General features: G+C 61.7%; 13 protein-coding genes and 2 pseudogenes. 9 read left to right on the top strand and 6 right to left on the bottom strand.

Annotated elements, in window-relative coordinates; genetic code table 11:
* Positions 1–134 precede the first annotated feature (134 nt).
* From NKJ81_RS23365 to NKJ81_RS23345, 5 genes are all read left to right on the top strand, one after another.
* Positions 135–1,310 carry an ABC transporter substrate-binding protein gene (locus NKJ81_RS23365; protein ID WP_502904317.1) on the top strand — a complete coding sequence of 392 codons (1,176 nt, stop codon included), beginning with the start codon at positions 135–137 and terminating at the stop codon, positions 1,308–1,310.
* A 21-nt stretch (positions 1,311–1,331) separates the two neighbouring features.
* Entirely contained in the window at positions 1,332–2,297 is a 966-nt protein-coding gene (locus NKJ81_RS23360; RefSeq protein WP_352541893.1) for a YVTN family beta-propeller repeat protein, read from the top strand.
* Positions 2,298–2,395: 98 nt separating this feature from the next.
* On the top strand, positions 2,396–3,184 hold the full coding sequence (locus tag NKJ81_RS23355; protein WP_352541892.1) for a lanthanide ABC transporter ATP-binding protein PedB/LutE: 789 nt from the start codon (positions 2,396–2,398) through the stop codon (positions 3,182–3,184).
* 11 nt (positions 3,185–3,195) lie between these two features.
* Positions 3,196–4,056: a lanthanide ABC transporter permease protein PedC gene (locus NKJ81_RS23350; protein WP_352458846.1), complete on the top strand. Its 861-nt coding sequence runs from the start codon at positions 3,196–3,198 to the stop codon at positions 4,054–4,056.
* The gene (locus NKJ81_RS23345; RefSeq protein ID WP_352541891.1) at positions 4,056–4,685 is read left to right on the top strand and encodes a hypothetical protein; all 630 of its coding nucleotides are present in this window, start codon (positions 4,056–4,058) and stop codon (positions 4,683–4,685) included. Before NKJ81_RS23350 ends, NKJ81_RS23345 begins: the two co-directional genes overlap by 1 nt.
* Before the next feature lie 27 nt (positions 4,686–4,712).
* Here the strand turns inward: NKJ81_RS23345 and NKJ81_RS23340 are convergent, their stop codons facing one another.
* From NKJ81_RS23340 to NKJ81_RS23320, 5 genes and pseudogenes are all read right to left on the bottom strand, one after another.
* Positions 4,713–4,913 carry a hypothetical protein gene (locus NKJ81_RS23340; protein ID WP_352541890.1) on the bottom strand — a complete coding sequence of 67 codons (201 nt, stop codon included), beginning with the start codon at positions 4,911–4,913 and terminating at the stop codon, positions 4,713–4,715.
* Positions 4,914–5,182: 269 nt separating this feature from the next.
* Complete coding sequence (locus NKJ81_RS23335) at positions 5,183–5,998, bottom strand: oxidoreductase (protein WP_352541889.1); 816 nt, start codon at positions 5,996–5,998, stop codon at positions 5,183–5,185.
* Between the two features lie 66 nt (positions 5,999–6,064).
* Entirely contained in the window at positions 6,065–7,369 is a 1,305-nt protein-coding gene (gene fabF, locus NKJ81_RS23330) for a beta-ketoacyl-ACP synthase II (protein ID WP_352541888.1), read from the bottom strand.
* 47 nt (positions 7,370–7,416) lie between these two features.
* On the bottom strand, positions 7,417–7,995 hold the full coding sequence (locus NKJ81_RS23325) for a TetR/AcrR family transcriptional regulator (protein ID WP_352541912.1): 579 nt from the start codon (positions 7,993–7,995) through the stop codon (positions 7,417–7,419).
* A gap of 259 nt (positions 7,996–8,254) precedes the next feature.
* Positions 8,255–8,527 (bottom strand): annotated as a pseudogene (locus NKJ81_RS23320) (TetR/AcrR family transcriptional regulator); the annotation flags it as partial.
* 81 nt (positions 8,528–8,608) lie between these two features.
* Between NKJ81_RS23320 and NKJ81_RS23315 the strand changes: the two are divergent.
* The 4 genes and pseudogenes from NKJ81_RS23315 to NKJ81_RS23300 all read left to right on the top strand — a co-directional run bounded on the left by NKJ81_RS23315 (position 8,609) and on the right by NKJ81_RS23300 (position 14,043).
* Positions 8,609–8,971, top strand: a complete 363-nt coding sequence (locus NKJ81_RS23315; RefSeq protein ID WP_352503292.1) for a hypothetical protein — start codon at positions 8,609–8,611, stop codon at positions 8,969–8,971.
* Positions 8,972–9,063: 92 nt separating this feature from the next.
* A complete protein-coding gene (locus NKJ81_RS23310; RefSeq protein WP_352541887.1) occupies positions 9,064–10,170 on the top strand; it encodes an efflux RND transporter periplasmic adaptor subunit in 1,107 nt (368 codons plus the stop codon).
* 2 nt (positions 10,171–10,172) lie between these two features.
* Positions 10,173–13,282, top strand: a pseudogene (locus NKJ81_RS23305) (efflux RND transporter permease subunit).
* Positions 13,283–13,428: 146 nt separating this feature from the next.
* Entirely contained in the window at positions 13,429–14,043 is a 615-nt protein-coding gene (locus NKJ81_RS23300; protein WP_352541886.1) for a TetR/AcrR family transcriptional regulator, read from the top strand.
* 438 nt (positions 14,044–14,481) lie between these two features.
* On the opposite strand, the gene NKJ81_RS23295 is transcribed toward NKJ81_RS23300, so the two are convergent.
* Positions 14,482–15,441, bottom strand: a complete 960-nt coding sequence (locus tag NKJ81_RS23295; RefSeq protein ID WP_352541885.1) for a LysR family transcriptional regulator — start codon at positions 15,439–15,441, stop codon at positions 14,482–14,484.
* Positions 15,442–15,475: the final 34 nt, after the last annotated feature.

Genomic DNA, 15,475 nt, shown 5'->3' with positions numbered 1-15,475 from the left:
TGAATTCGCGCTGGTCCGGGAACAATCGGACTTTAGTGCAAGAATGGGCAGTTTTATCGATGACGAGCGCGGTGCCAGGCACTCTCGCGGCCTTTTTGTGCTTTTTTTTCCAGACCGCCAACATTACAGGCGTGATGGCCCAGGAAGTGACGGGCAAGCAACCGGTCGCAGCCGACAGGCCGGAAAGAAAGATAACCGAAATCAGAATAGGTTATTTGCGGGCCTACGCGCCGCAACTGGCGCTTTCCCTGCTGGACCTGCCGCCACGCGACGAAGGTGTCGCCGGCGCCAATGTGGCGATCGGCGACAACAACACGACAGGAAAGTTCCTCAGCCAGAAATTCAGCCTCGACATAGCCGAGGTCAAGTCGGACGCCGACGCGGTTCAGGCGTTCAACGATCTGATTGCCAAAGGTGACCGCTATGTTGTCGCTGACCTCTCGGCCAGGCAATTGCTGTCGATCGCCGACATCGCCCGCGACAAGGGCGTTCTGGTCTTCAATGTCGGTGCCACAGACGACAGCCTGCGCGAGGAAGACTGCCGCATAAACATCTTCCATGTGGCGCCGACACGAAGCATGCTGGCTGACGCGCTGGCGCAGTATCTCGTGGTAAAGAAATGGCCGAATTGGGTGCTGCTCTATGGTTCGCATGAGCGGGATCATCTCTATGCGGCCGCGTTGCGCCGCGCGGCGGCTCGCTTCGGCGGTCAGATCGTCGCCGAGAAGGAGTTCAAAGACACTGGCACGGCGCGCCGCACCGACACCGGCGCCACGCAGATACAGCAGCAGATTTCCGTGTTCACGCAGGATCTGCCGGAGCATGACGTGGTGCTTGTCGCCGATGAGAGCGAGGTGTTCGGAACCTATGTGCCCTTCCGCACCTGGACACCGCGGCTGGTCGCTGGCACGGCCGGTCTTGTCGCATCGTCCTGGCATCCCGCGAGCGAGCAATGGGGTGGCATTCAAATGCAAAGCCGTTTCCTGAGGACGACCGGCCGGCGAATGCTGTCCAAGGATATGTCGGCCTGGACGGCGGTGCGGGCGGTGGGCGAAGCCAGCACACGGACCAATGGCGACGATCCGAAGAAGATCAGCGACTACATCCGCTCGGACGATTTCTCGGTCGCCGCCTTCAAGGGACAGAAGCTGACCTTCCGCAAGTGGAACCATCAGCTTCGCCAGCCAATCCTGCTCGGCGACACCAAATCCGTGGTCTCGACATCGCCACAGGAGGGTTATCTCCACCAGATCTCCGAGCTCGATACGCTCGGCGTCGATCAGCCGGAAACGAAATGCGTCCTTAAGTAGAACCAATCGGGAGGAATTTTCGTGCAGAGACGAGCTTGCGCACTCGCCATTCTCGGCTTCATGGCCAATCCGGCGTGGGCTTACACCGTGTATGTCTCCAACGAGAAAGACAATACGATAACGGTCGTCGACACGGCGACCATGCAAGTGGTGAAGACCGTCGAAGTCGGCCAGAGGCCGCGCGGTATCACCATCTCGCATGACGGCAAGTTCATCTATTTGTGCGCCAGCGATGACGATACGATCGAAATCATCGATACCGCGACGCTGCAGATCGTTGGCACGCTGCCATCAGGCCCCGATCCCGAACTGTTCGTGCTTTCGCCCGACGGCAAGACGCTCTACGTCGCCAACGAGGACGACAATCTCGTCACCGCGATCAACGTCGAGAGCAAGCAGGTCATGACCGAGATTCCCGTCGGGGTGGAGCCTGAAGGCATGGCCGTCAGTCCCGATGGCAAAACCATGGTCAACACCTCCGAAACCACCAGCATGGCGCATTTCATCGACACCGACAGCCATGAGGTGACCGACAACGTCCTGGTCGATACGCGTCCGCGCTTTGCGCAATTCAAGCCCGACGGATCCCAGATCTGGGTCAGTGCCGAAATCGGCGGCACCGTGAGCGTCATCGACAGTCTCAAACGCGAGGTGGTGAAGAAGATCCAGTTCGCGATTGCGGGACTGCGGCCCGAAACCATCCAGCCGGTCGGCATCGCAATCAGCGCGGACGGCAAGAAAGCCTATGTCGCGCTCGGCCCAGCGAACCACGTCGCCGTCATCAACACCGAAACCTACGAGGTGGAAAAATACATCCTGGTCGGCCAGCGCGTCTGGCATCTCGACTTCACCCCCGATCAGAAGACGCTGATCACCACCAACGGCAATTCCAACGACATCACCTTCATCGACACGGCGACGGACGAGCCGGTTCAATCGGTTACGGTGGGCCAGCAGCCTTGGGGCGTGGCCATATCGCCCCACTAGACCGCAGCAATGATCAGGGAGACCGACGTGATGAATATTTGCCGCGGGGATGTTGCAAGTGCACTAGATGACCAGCGCGCCCCGAAGGAGCCAGCGGCATGCAGCATGTGAGGACAAGCGGAGCTGGAGAGGAGGTGGCAGCGCTCGATGTTGCCGGCGTCAGCCATTCCTATGGTCCGAAGCGAGCGCTCCAGGACGTCTCATTCTCGATCGCGCCGGGAACTTTCACCGTTCTGCTCGGCCTCAATGGGGCCGGCAAGACAACTTTGTTCTCACTGATCAGCCATCTTTACGGCACCCGCCGCGGATCGATCCGCATCTTCGGCCATGACGTCAGCCGCGCTTCGGGCGAAGCGCTCAGGCGTGTCGGCATCGTATTCCAGGCACGCACGCTCGACCTCGACCTCAGCGTCCACCAGAACCTCTCCTACCACGCCTCGCTGCATGGCATTGGCGGACACCAAGCCCGGCAGCGCATTGCCGCGCTGCTCGATACAGTCAACATGCAGGGCCGTCAGCATGACAAGGCACGCAGTCTTTCCGGCGGCCAAATGCGGCGCATCGAGATCGCGCGGGCGCTGCTCCACCGCCCTTCCCTGCTGCTGCTCGACGAGGCGACGGTCGGTCTCGACATCCAGTCGCGTGCGGGCATTCTGGCCACCATCCGCAAACTCGTCGAAACCGAGGGCATCGGTGTGCTGTGGGCGACGCATCTGATCGATGAGGTCGAAGACGGCGACCATGTCGTCATGCTGCGGCAGGGCGACCTGGTTGCCAAGGGTAAGGTGGCCGATGTCGTTGCGACGAGCGGTGCCAGTTCGATCCGCGACGCCTTTTCCAGGCTCAACCGCATCGAGACAAGCGGCATCGCGGAGATGTCGCCATGAGCGCTCCCGCAATGCCCGCAAAAGTCGCCGCCCTCACGCCGGTGAAGTTCGAACAGTTTGGGCTCCACCACTACCTCGTTTGCCTCAAAGGGATCGTCGTGCGGGAGTGCCTGCGCTTCCTGCATCAGCGCGAGCGCTTTATATCCTCGCTGGTTCGGCCGCTCGTCTGGCTGTTCATTTTTGCCGCCGGATTCCGGCAGGTGCTCGGCGTATCGATCATCCCGCCCTACAAGACCTACGTGCTCTACGAGGTCTACATCACGCCGGGCCTGTGCGGCATGATTCTGCTGTTTTCGGGCATGCAGTCTTCGCTGTCGATGGTCTATGATCGCGAAATGGGCAACATGCGCACCCTGCTGGTCAGCCCCTTCCCGCGATGGTTTTTACTGATCTCGAAGATGCTCGCCGGTGTCGCCGTGTCAATCGCGCAGGTTTACGCGTTCCTGATCGTTGCCTGGTTCTGGGGCGTCAAAGCGCCGCCGCTTGGCTATCTCACGGTGCTGCCGGCGCTGTTCCTGTCAGGCATGATGCTGTGTGCGCTCGGCATGCTTCTGTCCTCAATGATCAAGCAGCTCGAAAACTTCGCTGGCATCATGAACTTCGTCATCTTTCCCGGCTATTTCGCTTCTCCGGCACTCTATCCCTTGTGGCGTATCCAGGAGGCTAGCCCCCTGCTCTACAAAATCTGCCTCGCCAATCCATTTACTTACGCCGTCGAACTGATCCGCTTCGCCTTCTACGGCCAGGTTGACTGGCTGTCGCTGGGCGTCGTTGCCGGCTGCACGCTGCTGTTCCTTGCCGCCGCCATCATCGCCTACGACCCTTCGCGCGGCCTGATGACCCGCAAACAGGACACGGGAGGAAATGCCTGATGGCGCGAATGATCCATGTTCGCAGTCTGGCTCTGGTCGCCATGCTCGCGCCGGGCGTCAACGCCATGGCAGCCAACCCCGATCCGGACTGGCCCTGCATGCAGCGCAAGGTGCCGCAACTCTCGCTCGGCCAGATCTGGAGCGGACCGGACCTTCCTTCAGCCGCGAAGGACTGGTCGAAGGACCCCACCATCTCCGCCCTGATCGAGGAAGTGTCGGCTCGCCGGATGCCGATTGCGGAAGCTCAAAAGAAGATCAGGGATTTCGCGGCCTCCTTGCCGGCCGAGCAACGTGCACCCAAAATGGCGATGATGGTGCAAGGCATGTTCGACCACCTGGACGCCGAGCGCTCGCAGGTGATCTCCGGCATTTCCCGCTACGCCCACAAGCAGCTCGAAATGGCCGCCGCGTTGCGCAAGGAAGCGTCCGATGTCGATGCATTGCGGGCAAAGCCGGGTGCAGATCCCGAAGAGATCGATCGGCGAACCGAACAGCTGAAATTCGCAACGCGAATTTTCGATGAACGCGTCCAATCACTGACCTACGTCTGTGAAGTGCCGACAATAATCGAGCAGCGGCTTTATCAATTGTCCAAGGCCGTCTCGGAAACGCTCGCCGCGAAGAAATAGAACCTCATTCGATCTTCGCGGCGGATATCATGATCCACGGCCGGGCAGCACGCGCCAGCGCTGAACGAAATAACCGGGATGCGTCTCGATCCACTGGGCGACCAGCGATTGCGCCTGCATGAAGGCGGTCCCGGGATTCATCGCCAGGCCGTCCACCATCTGTTCGCGTTGTTCACAGGTCTGCGGCACATCCGTCAGGCAGACCATCATAATGAGCGTGTAAAGCATTACCCCTTGTCCCCATCGATCCCGAACCCCATGCCCGGGAGGTTTCCGTGATTCCGACCAGACTGCAGGGGTCGCACATACGGATCGCTTACGGGTGTGAAAGGACGTGGCCCCCGCTCTTTCGCGCCGCAACATAACATGGCGCTAATCTAACGCCAACGACCGCAGGGCGTTCTGCAGAGCAATCGCGTCAGGTTGCGCCGCGCCAATGTGGTGCCGATGTTTCCAGCGTCGATGATTCCGATCTTGACGGGTGTTCGTCGATGTCATCAAACCGAGAGCCCGAGTTGCTTTCGCAGGCTTTTGTCGAATGCGGATGCGGGGACGAAACGGCGCAGGAAACGGACCTGGCGCGCCATTTTTCCAGCCGCATAGCGCCCCTTCGGAGCGGGATCGGTCGCAGCCGCCAAAACGGTCCTGGCCACCACTTCCGGCGCATCGCCTTTTTCCATCGCTTTCCGCACAGCTGCATTCATGCCGGCGCGCGCAGAGTCATAGATATCGAGCAACTGATCCGGCCTGGCGAGATTTTCTTCAAATGAGGTGCGGGTATAGGCGGGCTCCACCAGCACGACGCGAATTCCGAAAGGACGCAGTTCGTGGTCGAGCGATTCGGAGTAGCCCTCAACGGCATGCTTGGTCGACGAATAAAGCGCGAAATAGGGAGCTGGAATGAACCCCTGCACCGAGCTCAAATTGACGATTCTGCCCTTGCCTTGGCGGCGCATTGTCGGCAACACCGCTTTGGTTACCCGCATAACGCCAAAGACGTTCACGTCAAACAACGACTTGGCCTGGGCCATCGAGGACTCCTCCGCGCCACCAAGCAGGCCAATGCCGGCATTATTGACAAGCAGGTCGATGCGCCCGGTCTCGGCCAGCACGTCCTGGACAAGTTTCGCCACGGACGTGTCATCGGTCACGTCACAGGCCAGCATGGTAACGCCATCGGATCGGTCGACGACCGCGCGACGGCTGGTTCCGAACACGCGAAAGCCCGCGTTCTGCAAGGCTTTGGCCGTTGTGTGCCCGATACCGCTGGATGCCCCGGTCACCAGGGCGACGCCTAGATTGGTTTTGTTCATGGAGGTCACTTTTTTCTTCGTTTTGGATTGGCGTGGGAGAAGCACGACAGGTCGGAGCGAAAGGCGTCAATCATGAGCGACTCCGGTACTCGCGCCGGCCAGATCATCCGTCCAGCGCCGGAACAGCGCGCTGGCATTAACGCCTCCGAAGCCGAAGCCATTGGCGATTGCATAGCCCATCGCCATCGGCCGGGCCCGGTTTGCGACGAAGTCGATCCCGTCGCCGGCCGGATCGGGAGCGCTCAGATTGAGGGTCGGCGGTGCCATCTGATCCCTGAGCGCCAGGATTGCGAAGATTGCTCCGAGCCCGCCGGCGGCTCCGAGCAGGTGTCCGGTCGCCGATTTCGTTGCACTGACAGCTATCGCGAAATCGCGCCCGAACACGCTCTTGATCGCTTCGATCTCACCCAGGTCGCCCACCGGCGTGGAGGTCGCATGGGCATTGAGATGACGAACCTCGCGGGGCGAAATCCCTGCTTGGGCGATTGCGATCTCCATGGCCCGGCGCGCACCGTCGCCGTCCTCTGGACCGGAGGTGACGTGATGAGCATCCGCCGTCGTGCCGTAGCCGACAAGCTCGGCCAGCGGTCTTGCGCCGCGCGCCAGCGCGTGGCTCAATTCCTCGATGACCAGCATGCCGGCTCCTTCGCCCATGACGAAGCCGTCCCGCGACTTGTCGAACGGTCGGGAGGCCTCATCAGGACGGTGATTAAAGGACGTCGAAAGAGAGCGTGCCGCGGCAAACCCACCGAGGCTGACAAGATTCATGCATGCTTCAGTCCCGCCGCACACGGCAATATCGGCCTCGTCGGCGCGGATTAGGCGAGCCGCATCGCCGATCGCCTGAATGCCGGCCGCGCACGCCGTCACGGGTGCACCGAGCGGACCTTTGAAGCCATAGCGGATCGAGACGTGGCCTGCCGCGAGGTTCACCAGGAAGGACGGCACCGTAAAAGGTGATAGACGGCGGACGCCGCGCCGGTCGACCGTGCGCACCGCCTCGGTTATGGCCGGGAACCCGCCGACGCCCGAGGCGATGATCGTGGCGGTGCGCAAGCGATCCGCTTCCGAGACGGGGGCCCATCTTGCTTGGGCGAGCGCTTCTCGTGCCGCGGCCAGCGCAAAGAGAATGAACCGGTCTACCTTGCGCTGATCCTTCGGCGGAAGGATGGCTTCCGGATCGAAACCAGCGTCCGGATCTTCTTCTGTGGAGGGCACCACCCCGCCGACCTTCGCCGGCAGGTCGCATACCACATCATCCGCAAGCCTGCGGATGCCCGAGCGGCCGGCCAGGAGACGCGACCAGGACGCTTCGACATCGGCAGCAAGGGGCGTGACCGCTCCCATGCCTGTGACAACAATCCGTCGCATCTATTTTCCTATCAATTTGGGTGCGCCGCCAGCGCTGCACACGCCGTTCAAGCGCCGGCTGCTTCGCGAACCTGTTCTGTCGCCGCATCCAGAAATGCCTGCGCGAGGTCGGGGTCGTTGACGACGCGCGAAAGGAGCACCGCACCGACCATTGTCGAGAGAATGGCCATGGCCTTGTCGCCGGGCCGCTCGCCGTCGGCCTCGCCAACCCAACTACCAAACATCTCAAGATATTCCCTGATCCCGGCTTCGAACGACGCTCTCACGTCCACGCCCTGTCTGGCGGCATCCGAACCGAGCGCCACGATCGGGCAGCCGTCCATCCTTTCTTCGCGATGGTCCATGCTGAGGTAGAACGCGATCACCGCGCCAAGCGGATCCTCGGGTTTTGCCGTAGTCGCGGCCGACCATCGGTGGGTGGCGCTCTCCATCGCCCGTTTGGACGCCTGCGCCGCCAGGTCCTCCTTTGACGCGAACTGCTTGTAAAAAGCGCCTTGGGTCAGCCCGGCACCCTTCATCAGATCCTTAAGGCCGATGCCGTCAAAACCGCGCTCCCGAAAAAGGCGGCTTGCCACATTGATAACGGTTTCACGGTTTTCCGCAGCCTGAATGCGACTTACGCGCATCGGTAATCTCCCTTTTAGCGTGTGTTCGTAATCCATATCTTATATAGAGGGCGAACGCAATCTATCAAGAGAAGATGAGAGATGATCCGCAGAAACCCGACCGCTCCGCTCTTGGCCGCACTGAGATGGGCATGAAAACGAGACCCGCGTTGTGCTGGCGGGCGTCCTGCTCGGTGGTCTTCCCGACAGCGCCACGGATCCGACCAGCGGACAGAAAACCACTAAGGTTTCACCGGATCAAGATGTCAGAATCTACCCGGTAGAACGCGATCACCGCGCCAAGCGGATCCTCGGATTTTGCCGCGGTCGCGGCCGACCATCGGTGGTTGGCACTCTCCATCGCCCGCTTGGACGCCTGTGCCACCAAGTCCTCCATTGATGCGATGCTTGTAAAGGCGCCTTGGGTCAGCCCGGCACCCTTCATCAGATCCTTGAGGCCGATGCCGTCAAAGCCACGCTCCCGCAAAAGGCGGCTTGCCACGTTGATTGCGGTTTCGCGGTTTTCCGCGGCCTGTATGCGACTCACACGCATCGTCGATCTCTTTTTTTAGATTGCATTCGTAATCTATCTGCTATATAGATGGCGAATGCAATCTAAAAAAGGAGACACGAAATGATCCGCAAGATCCTGAGCGCTTCGCTCCTGACCGCGCTGTTTCTGGCGACCCCAGCGTTTGCCGAGGAAGCTACCGTCGGACGCCCAATCGAAGCCGGCAGCCTGCACAACGGACGCCTCGACATGGTGGTCTATTACGTCCCAATCGACGGCGACCTCCTGGAGGTCACCGCCACCTTCGCGCCCAAGGGCGGAGGCGATCCGCTGCGCGTCGTCATGGGCCTCGCCGACCGCGACTCCGTTGCCTTCTCCATGCCGGGCTACCGGGGCTCTCTCTACGCGTTCTCGAGGTCCGGCGAGGAGGTGACAGTCGCGACTGGGACCGACAAGCATCCGCGCGCCGACGCGCTACCGGACTGACTCGCCGCGCAGGTCGCAGCCGGCCGCTGCCGGTCGACGCAGGACACAGCATAGACAATGAACGCAATCTATTTCGGCATGAGGCGATGGGCATGAAAAAGCGACTTGTCATTGGGCTGGGCAGCGTCCTGGCCGCGGGGTTAGGGATGGCCGCATTCGTCACGCTGCCCATTCGCACGCAGGCAACCGCAGTGGCGGATCCGAGGCAGGAAGCGCCGATCGTCAGATTGGTGACGGCGGCGCCAGTGGCTGGATCCGAACGCGGTTTCACGGGCACGATTGCCGCGCGGGTGCAGAGCAATCTTGGTTTTCGCGTACCCGGCAAGATCATCGAGCGCCTGGTGAACGTCGGTGAACGGGTCAAGGCGGGCCAACCGCTTCTGCGGATCGACGACACCGATCTGGCTCTCGCGCTCACCGCCAAGCGCAATGCGGTCGCCGCGGCACGCGCTGTGCTGGTTCAGGCGAGCGCGGACGAAAAGCGCTATGCCGTTCTGGTCAAGAAGGAATTGGCAGCAACTCCGCAGCGCTACGAGCAGGCGAAGGCCGCGTTGGACACCGCGACCGCGCAACTCGCCGCCGCCGAAGCGGAAGCGAAAGTCGCGGAAAACGAAGCGGCCTATTCCGTCCTGGTGGCGGACGCGGATGGAACTGTGGTCGAAACCATCGGCGAGCCGGGACAGGTCGTCTCCGCCGGTCAGACAGTGGTTCGGATCGCCCAGGCCGGCCCTCGTGAAGCGGTGGTCGCGCTTCCCGAAACGATCCGGCCGGCGATCGGCTCTGTGGCCGAGGCTGCCGTTTATGCAGCCGATGGGCGCCATACGGCGCATCTGCGGCAGTTGTCGGATGCCGCCGATCCCCAGACCCGTACCTATGAGGCCCGCTATGTGCTCGACGGGGAGGCCGCGGCAGCACCGCTTGGCGCGACCGTGACTATCCGGATCACAAGCCAGGCGAGCCAGCCGGAAGTCCAGGTGCCGCTCGGAGCCGTGCTCGATGATGGCGGCAAAACAGGCGTTTGGGCCCTGGATCGCGCCACCTCGACCGTACACTTCCGACCTGTCGGCCTTGTTCGTGTGACAAGCGAAAGCGCCGTGGTCTCCGGGCTGAACATGGGAGATCCGGTCGTTTCGCTCGGCGCTCATCTTCTGCAGGAGGGCGCTCGCGTCAGGTCTGCTTCCGAAAGCGGGAGCAACTGACGATGAACCTCAATTTTTCAGCGATCGCCGTTCGCGAACGGGCCGTCACCCTCTTCTTCATCCTCTTGCTCGTGGCGGCTGGCGCCTACGCGTTCCTTATGCTCGGGCGGGCGGAGGATCCCAACTTCACCATTAAGACCCTGACGGTCACGACGGCATGGCCGGGCGCGACGGCCCGCGAGATGCAGGACCTTGTCGCCGAGCCGTTGGAGAAGCGGCTTCAGGAGCTCACCTGGTACGATCGGGTCGAGACCACCACGCGGCCGGGCTACGCCTATATGACGGTCACGCTGAAGGACAGCACGCCGCCATCCGTCGTGCAGGAAGAGTTTTACCAGGCCCGCAAGAAGCTGGGGGATGAAGCCCGCAACCTGCCGCCCGGCGTCTACGGCCCCTTCGTCAACGACGAATATTCGGATGTGAGCTTCGCCCTTTATGCGCTGAAGGCCAGAGGCATGCCGATGCGTGAGCTGGCCAGGCAGGCCGAGGCAATTCGACAGGACCTCCTGCACGTGCCCGGCGTCAAGAAGATCAACATCCTCGGTGAGCGCCCCGAACAGATATTCGTCGAGTTCTCCTATGCCAAGCTGGCAACGCTGGGCGTGTCGGCACAGGATATCATCGTCGCATTGCAGCGGCAGAACACCGTCACACCGGCGGGCTCGATCGATACTCAGGGGCCGCAGGTCTTCATCAGGCTCAACGGCGCTTATGACAGTGTCCAGGCTATCGCCGACACGCCGATCGTTGCCGGGGGCGGACGCTGAAGCTTTCCGACGTTGCCGAGGTCCGCCGCGGCTACGAGGACCCTCCCACCTATCTCATCCGACGCCAGGGCGAGCCCACCATCATGCTCGCGGCCGTTATGCAGGAGGGTTGGGACGGTCGCGCGCTCGGCAAGGCGCTGGAGGATCGGACGGCGGCCATCGCACGAACATTGCCGCTTGGGATAACGCTCGACAAGGTATCCGACCAGGCCGTCAACATCACCTCGGCGGTCGACGAGTTCATGTTGAAGTTCGCGATGGCGCTCGGTGTCGTGCTGCTGATCAGCCTGCTCAGCATGGGCTGGCGCGTCGGCATCGTCGTGGCGGCCGCCGTCCCGCTGACGCTTGCCGCCGTGTTCCTCATCATGCTGGAGACCGGCCGGTTCTTCGATCGCATCACGCTCGGCGCCCTCATCCTGGCGCTCGGTCTTCTCGTGGACGACGCCATCATCGCCATCGAGGTGATGGTGGTGAAGATGGAAGAGGGCATGGATCGCATCAAGGCGGCGGCCTATGCCTGGAGCCATACCGCGGCGCCGATGCTGTCGGGAACGCTCGTGACGATAGCTGGGTTCCTGCCCGTGGGCTTCGCACGCTCGACGGCCGGCGAGTACGCCGGCAATATCTTCTGGGTCGTAGGGTTCGCTCTCATCGTCTCCTGGATCGTCGCCGTGGTTTTCACGCCCTACCTTGGCGTCAAGATGCTGCCCGCGATCAAACCGGTCGAAGGCGGCGTTCACGCCATATACGACACACCGAACTATCGGCGCCTTCGCCGGCTCATCATCTTTGCCGTGCGCCACAAGTTCGTAACCTGCGGTGTCGTCGGCATCGTCTTCGCACTTTCGGTTGTCGGCATGGGCAGCCTGAAACAGCAGTTCTTCCCGACATCCGATCGCCCCGAAGTGCTGGTCGAGGTTCGTCTGCCGGTAGGCACCAGCATCGAGACGACGACCGCCACAGTGGAGAAGCTGGAGCACTGGCTGGACGGCCAGCCCGAAGCCAAGATCGTGACGAGCTACGTCGGTCAGGGCGCTCCGCGCTTCTTCTTCGCGATGGCACCGGAACTGCCTGATGCTGCCTTTGCCAAGATCGTCGTGCTGACACCGGACGCGGAGGCGCGCGAGGCGCTAAAGCACCGGCTCCGGGAGGCGGTATCGCAGGGGCTCGCGCCGGAAGCCGATGTCCGCGTCACGCAGCTTGTGTTCGGACCCTATACGCCGTTCCCTGTCGAGTTCCGGGTCACGGGGCCTGATCCCGCGCAACTCTATAGCATTTCCGAGAAGGCCCTCGATATCATGCGGGGCGTCCCGGACGTGCGGCAGGCCAACCGCGACTGGGGCAACCGCACGCCCGTACTGCGCTTCATCCCTGACCAGGATCGACTGAACCTCATCGGCCTCTCGCCGGCGGAAGTAGGCCAGCAGCTCCAGTTCCTCCTCACCGGCATCCCTGTCACGCAGGTCCGCGAGGACATTCGCAATGTCCCCATCGTGGCGCGCAGCGCTGGGGCTGAGCGGCTGGATCCGGCGCGTCTGGCGGATTTCTCGCTGATGAGCCGGGACGGCCGCCAGATTCCGCTCGACCAGATCGGTCATTCGGAGATCCGTCTTGAAGAGCCGATCCTGATGCGCCGCGACCGGACGCCCGTCGTCACGATCCGGTCGGATATCAACGAAGCGACTCAGCCTCCGGAGGTCTCAAAGCAGATCATGAAAGCCCTTCAGCCGCTGATCGCGTCCCTTCCGGCCGGCTATAACATTGAAATGGGGGGATCGATCGAGGAGGCTGAGAAGGCCAACACTGCTTTGGGCAAGATCTTCCCGGCCATGATCGCCGCCATGCTGATCGTCATCATGCTGCAGGTACGATCCTTCTCGACGATGGCCATGGTCGTGCTGACCGCACCGCTTGGGCTCGTCGGCGTCGTGCCGATGTTGCTCACCTTCAACCAGCCCTTCGGGTTCAACGCCATTCTGGGCCTGATAGGGCTGGCCGGCATCCTGATGCGCAACACCCTGATCCTGACCGAACAAATCAAGGAGAACCGTGCTGCCGGCCTTGACGACTATCACGCCGTCATTGAGGCCACCGTGCAACGCACGAGGCCGGTGATCCTGACGGCGCTTGCCGCCGTGCTGGCTTTCATCCCCCTTACGCACTCCGTGTTCTGGGGATCGATGGCCTATACGCTGATCGGCGGCACGGCGGCCGGCACGGTGCTGATCCTGCTCTTCCTTCCCGCTCTCTATGCCGCGTGGTTCCGGATCAAGCCGACCGCAGATGTGGCCCATGAGGCTTCGACCGAGGAACCGGAATTGCAAACAGCGATGGCTGCCGAATAGGGCACTGTTGTCGGAAAAGACGGTTCAAGTTCTCGCCCGCCGGTTTTGCCTGAACATATGCAGGGCCAGCCGGACGATCTTGCCGCTTACGAATGATCGCCCAGGGCGAGCCCGGCAGATCCGTTTCATCAGTCCTGGAGACATCCATGAATCGTCCGCTCCGAATGCGAACTGATCCCGACGAGGTGCGCGCCCGCATCCTGGAGGTGGCGGAGGGGCACTTTCGCCGCATCGGCTACAACAAAACGTCGGTGGCCGACATCGCCTCCGAACTCAGCATGAGCACGGCAAACATCTACCGCTTCTTCCCCTCAAGGGACGCAATCAAAGAATCCATCTGCGGGAAAGCTTTGAACGAGGTAGCTGACATCGCCCTGGCAATCGCGCGCACGAACGCGTCGGCCGGGGAGAAATTGGGTCGGCTACTGACCGCCGTTCACCATCACAAGAAGATGACGCTGGTCAAGGAAAGGCGCATGCACGACCTGATTGTCGCCGCCATGCAGGAGAACTGGGCGACCATCAAGGCGCATATCGAGCACGTGGTAATTACCTTAGGGGTCATTATCCGCGAGGGCATCGAATCGGGCGAATTCAATGTCGACGATTCCGCTACGGCGGCGCGTGCCGTCCACACCGCGTTCACGCCGTTCCTCCATCCGATCCTGATCGAGCACTGCGTCCAATACGGCGAAGACACCGAAGCGGGCCTGCGCGAGCAGATCCGATTCATCCTGAAAGCTCTCGGCAAGTCGGATTGACCAGCCTGCCGTATGCAGGATCAAGCCGCCGCTGATGACATCCACGAGGACTCGACGGAGGAACTTGACACACGAACAGCAACGGTTGCCGAACCATGTGCCGGAAGAGGTGCAAAGCCGTCCCTCGTCCGAGACAGCTCTCCAAAGGCAGCCATTTCGGGCGATGCCCGCTGACCAGCCGGATGCGGACCTTGCAGCCCGCCTTCCGACGGTCGGCTTAGGGGTCGACTCCGGCCGCTCGGCCTTGATCGCTTTAGCGACCGCTCATGGCGCAGCTAAGCCATACGGACAAGCGGTTGCGTCGCTCCATTCGGACTTCCATCCTAAATGATTCGAGCCTTAGGGGTTAGTCGAGTCGAAGCTGCCGCTCAGCGCCACCGCCGTTCTCCTGTATTTGCACGCCACGTCCCTACTACGACCGAAACTTGTTGAACTAGGCTAACTCGCGCGACCTCTACTGTTCGGTTCCTCGTGCGGATAGAGCTTGCCGAACAGGGGCAGGTACATCGCGCCCTTGCGCATCAGAAAATCGTGGAAGGTCGCCATCGCCGGCGAGATCGCGTGATCGCTGCGCATCACCGAAAACCATTGCCGGCGGATCGGCATGCCGACAACGTCGAGGATAACCAGCCGGCCGGCTTCGGTTTCGGCAGCGATGGTGTGGGCAGAGATGAAGGCGATGCCGAGCCCGGCCATCACCGCCTGCTTGATGGTCTCGTTCGAGTCCATCTCGACGCCGAGATCGTCGATGCGGCCGGGCACGTCGCTCAGGAATATTTCCAGTGAGATGCGCGTTCCGGAGCCGGGCTCGCGAATGAGGAAATGCTCCTCGGCGATCCGCTCCTTGGAAATGTCGCGTGCCGACGCCAGCGGGTGGTCGGGCGGTGCGATGATGACCAGCGGATGATCGCCGAAGACCGAAGCACGCACCGGGACTTCCTTGGCCGGGCGTCCCATCAGCGCGATATCGATATCGTGGTTCTTCAGATTGTCGATCGTCTCGGCGCGGTTGCCGATGGCAAGGCGCATGTCGATATCTGGATGTTCCTTCATGAAGGCGGCCATCAGCCGCGGCGCGAAATATTTGGCCGTGGAAACGACGCCGAGCCGCAAGCTGCCGGCGCGCACGCCCTTGATCGCATCCATCTTGTCTTGGAGCAGACGAAGCCGCTCCTCGATGGCCTGTGCGGTCTCGACGAAGGCCAGACCTGCGGCAGTGGGACGCATGCCGTCCGACGTCCGGTCGAACAAGGCCAGTTGGAACTCCTCCTCCACTTGCCGCAACTGGATCGTCACCGCTGGAGGAGACAGCCCTAATACCTTGGCCGCGCTGACGATTTTTCCGTGGCTGATGATTGCCTGAACGGTCTTGAACTGCTTGAGCGTGAGGTTTCTCATACGGCATACTAAAATTTTTTTACTGCCTGAGTAA

It is taken from the genome of Mesorhizobium sp. M0018 (assembly GCF_040323955.1).
Taxonomy (GTDB): domain Bacteria; phylum Pseudomonadota; class Alphaproteobacteria; order Rhizobiales; family Rhizobiaceae; genus Mesorhizobium.
The sequence above is the reverse complement of the archived record's forward strand: the minus strand, read 5'-3'. Positions and strand labels throughout refer to the sequence as shown.

Excerpts from the sequence above, each read along its gene's own strand:
- NKJ81_RS23365 (WP_502904317.1), top strand. The coding sequence starts at position 135 with ATGGCCCAGGAAGTGACGGGCAAGCAACCGGTCGCAGCCGACAGGCCG.
- NKJ81_RS23355 (WP_352541892.1), top strand. The coding sequence starts at position 2,396 with ATGCAGCATGTGAGGACAAGCGGAGCTGGAGAGGAGGTGGCAGCGCTC.
- NKJ81_RS23350 (WP_352458846.1), top strand. The coding sequence starts at position 3,196 with ATGCCCGCAAAAGTCGCCGCCCTCACGCCGGTGAAGTTCGAACAGTTT.
- NKJ81_RS23345 (WP_352541891.1), top strand. The coding sequence starts at position 4,056 with ATGGCGCGAATGATCCATGTTCGCAGTCTGGCTCTGGTCGCCATGCTC.
- NKJ81_RS23340 (WP_352541890.1), bottom strand. The coding sequence starts at position 4,913 with ATGCTTTACACGCTCATTATGATGGTCTGCCTGACGGATGTGCCGCAG.
- NKJ81_RS23335 (WP_352541889.1), bottom strand. The coding sequence starts at position 5,998 with ATGAACAAAACCAATCTAGGCGTCGCCCTGGTGACCGGGGCATCCAGC.
- fabF (WP_352541888.1), bottom strand. The coding sequence starts at position 7,369 with ATGCGACGGATTGTTGTCACAGGCATGGGAGCGGTCACGCCCCTTGCT.
- NKJ81_RS23325 (WP_352541912.1), bottom strand. The coding sequence starts at position 7,995 with ATGCGCGTAAGTCGCATTCAGGCTGCGGAAAACCGTGAAACCGTTATC.
- NKJ81_RS23315 (WP_352503292.1), top strand. The coding sequence starts at position 8,609 with ATGATCCGCAAGATCCTGAGCGCTTCGCTCCTGACCGCGCTGTTTCTG.
- NKJ81_RS23310 (WP_352541887.1), top strand. The coding sequence starts at position 9,064 with ATGAAAAAGCGACTTGTCATTGGGCTGGGCAGCGTCCTGGCCGCGGGG.
- NKJ81_RS23300 (WP_352541886.1), top strand. The coding sequence starts at position 13,429 with ATGAATCGTCCGCTCCGAATGCGAACTGATCCCGACGAGGTGCGCGCC.
- NKJ81_RS23295 (WP_352541885.1), bottom strand. The coding sequence starts at position 15,441 with ATGAGAAACCTCACGCTCAAGCAGTTCAAGACCGTTCAGGCAATCATC.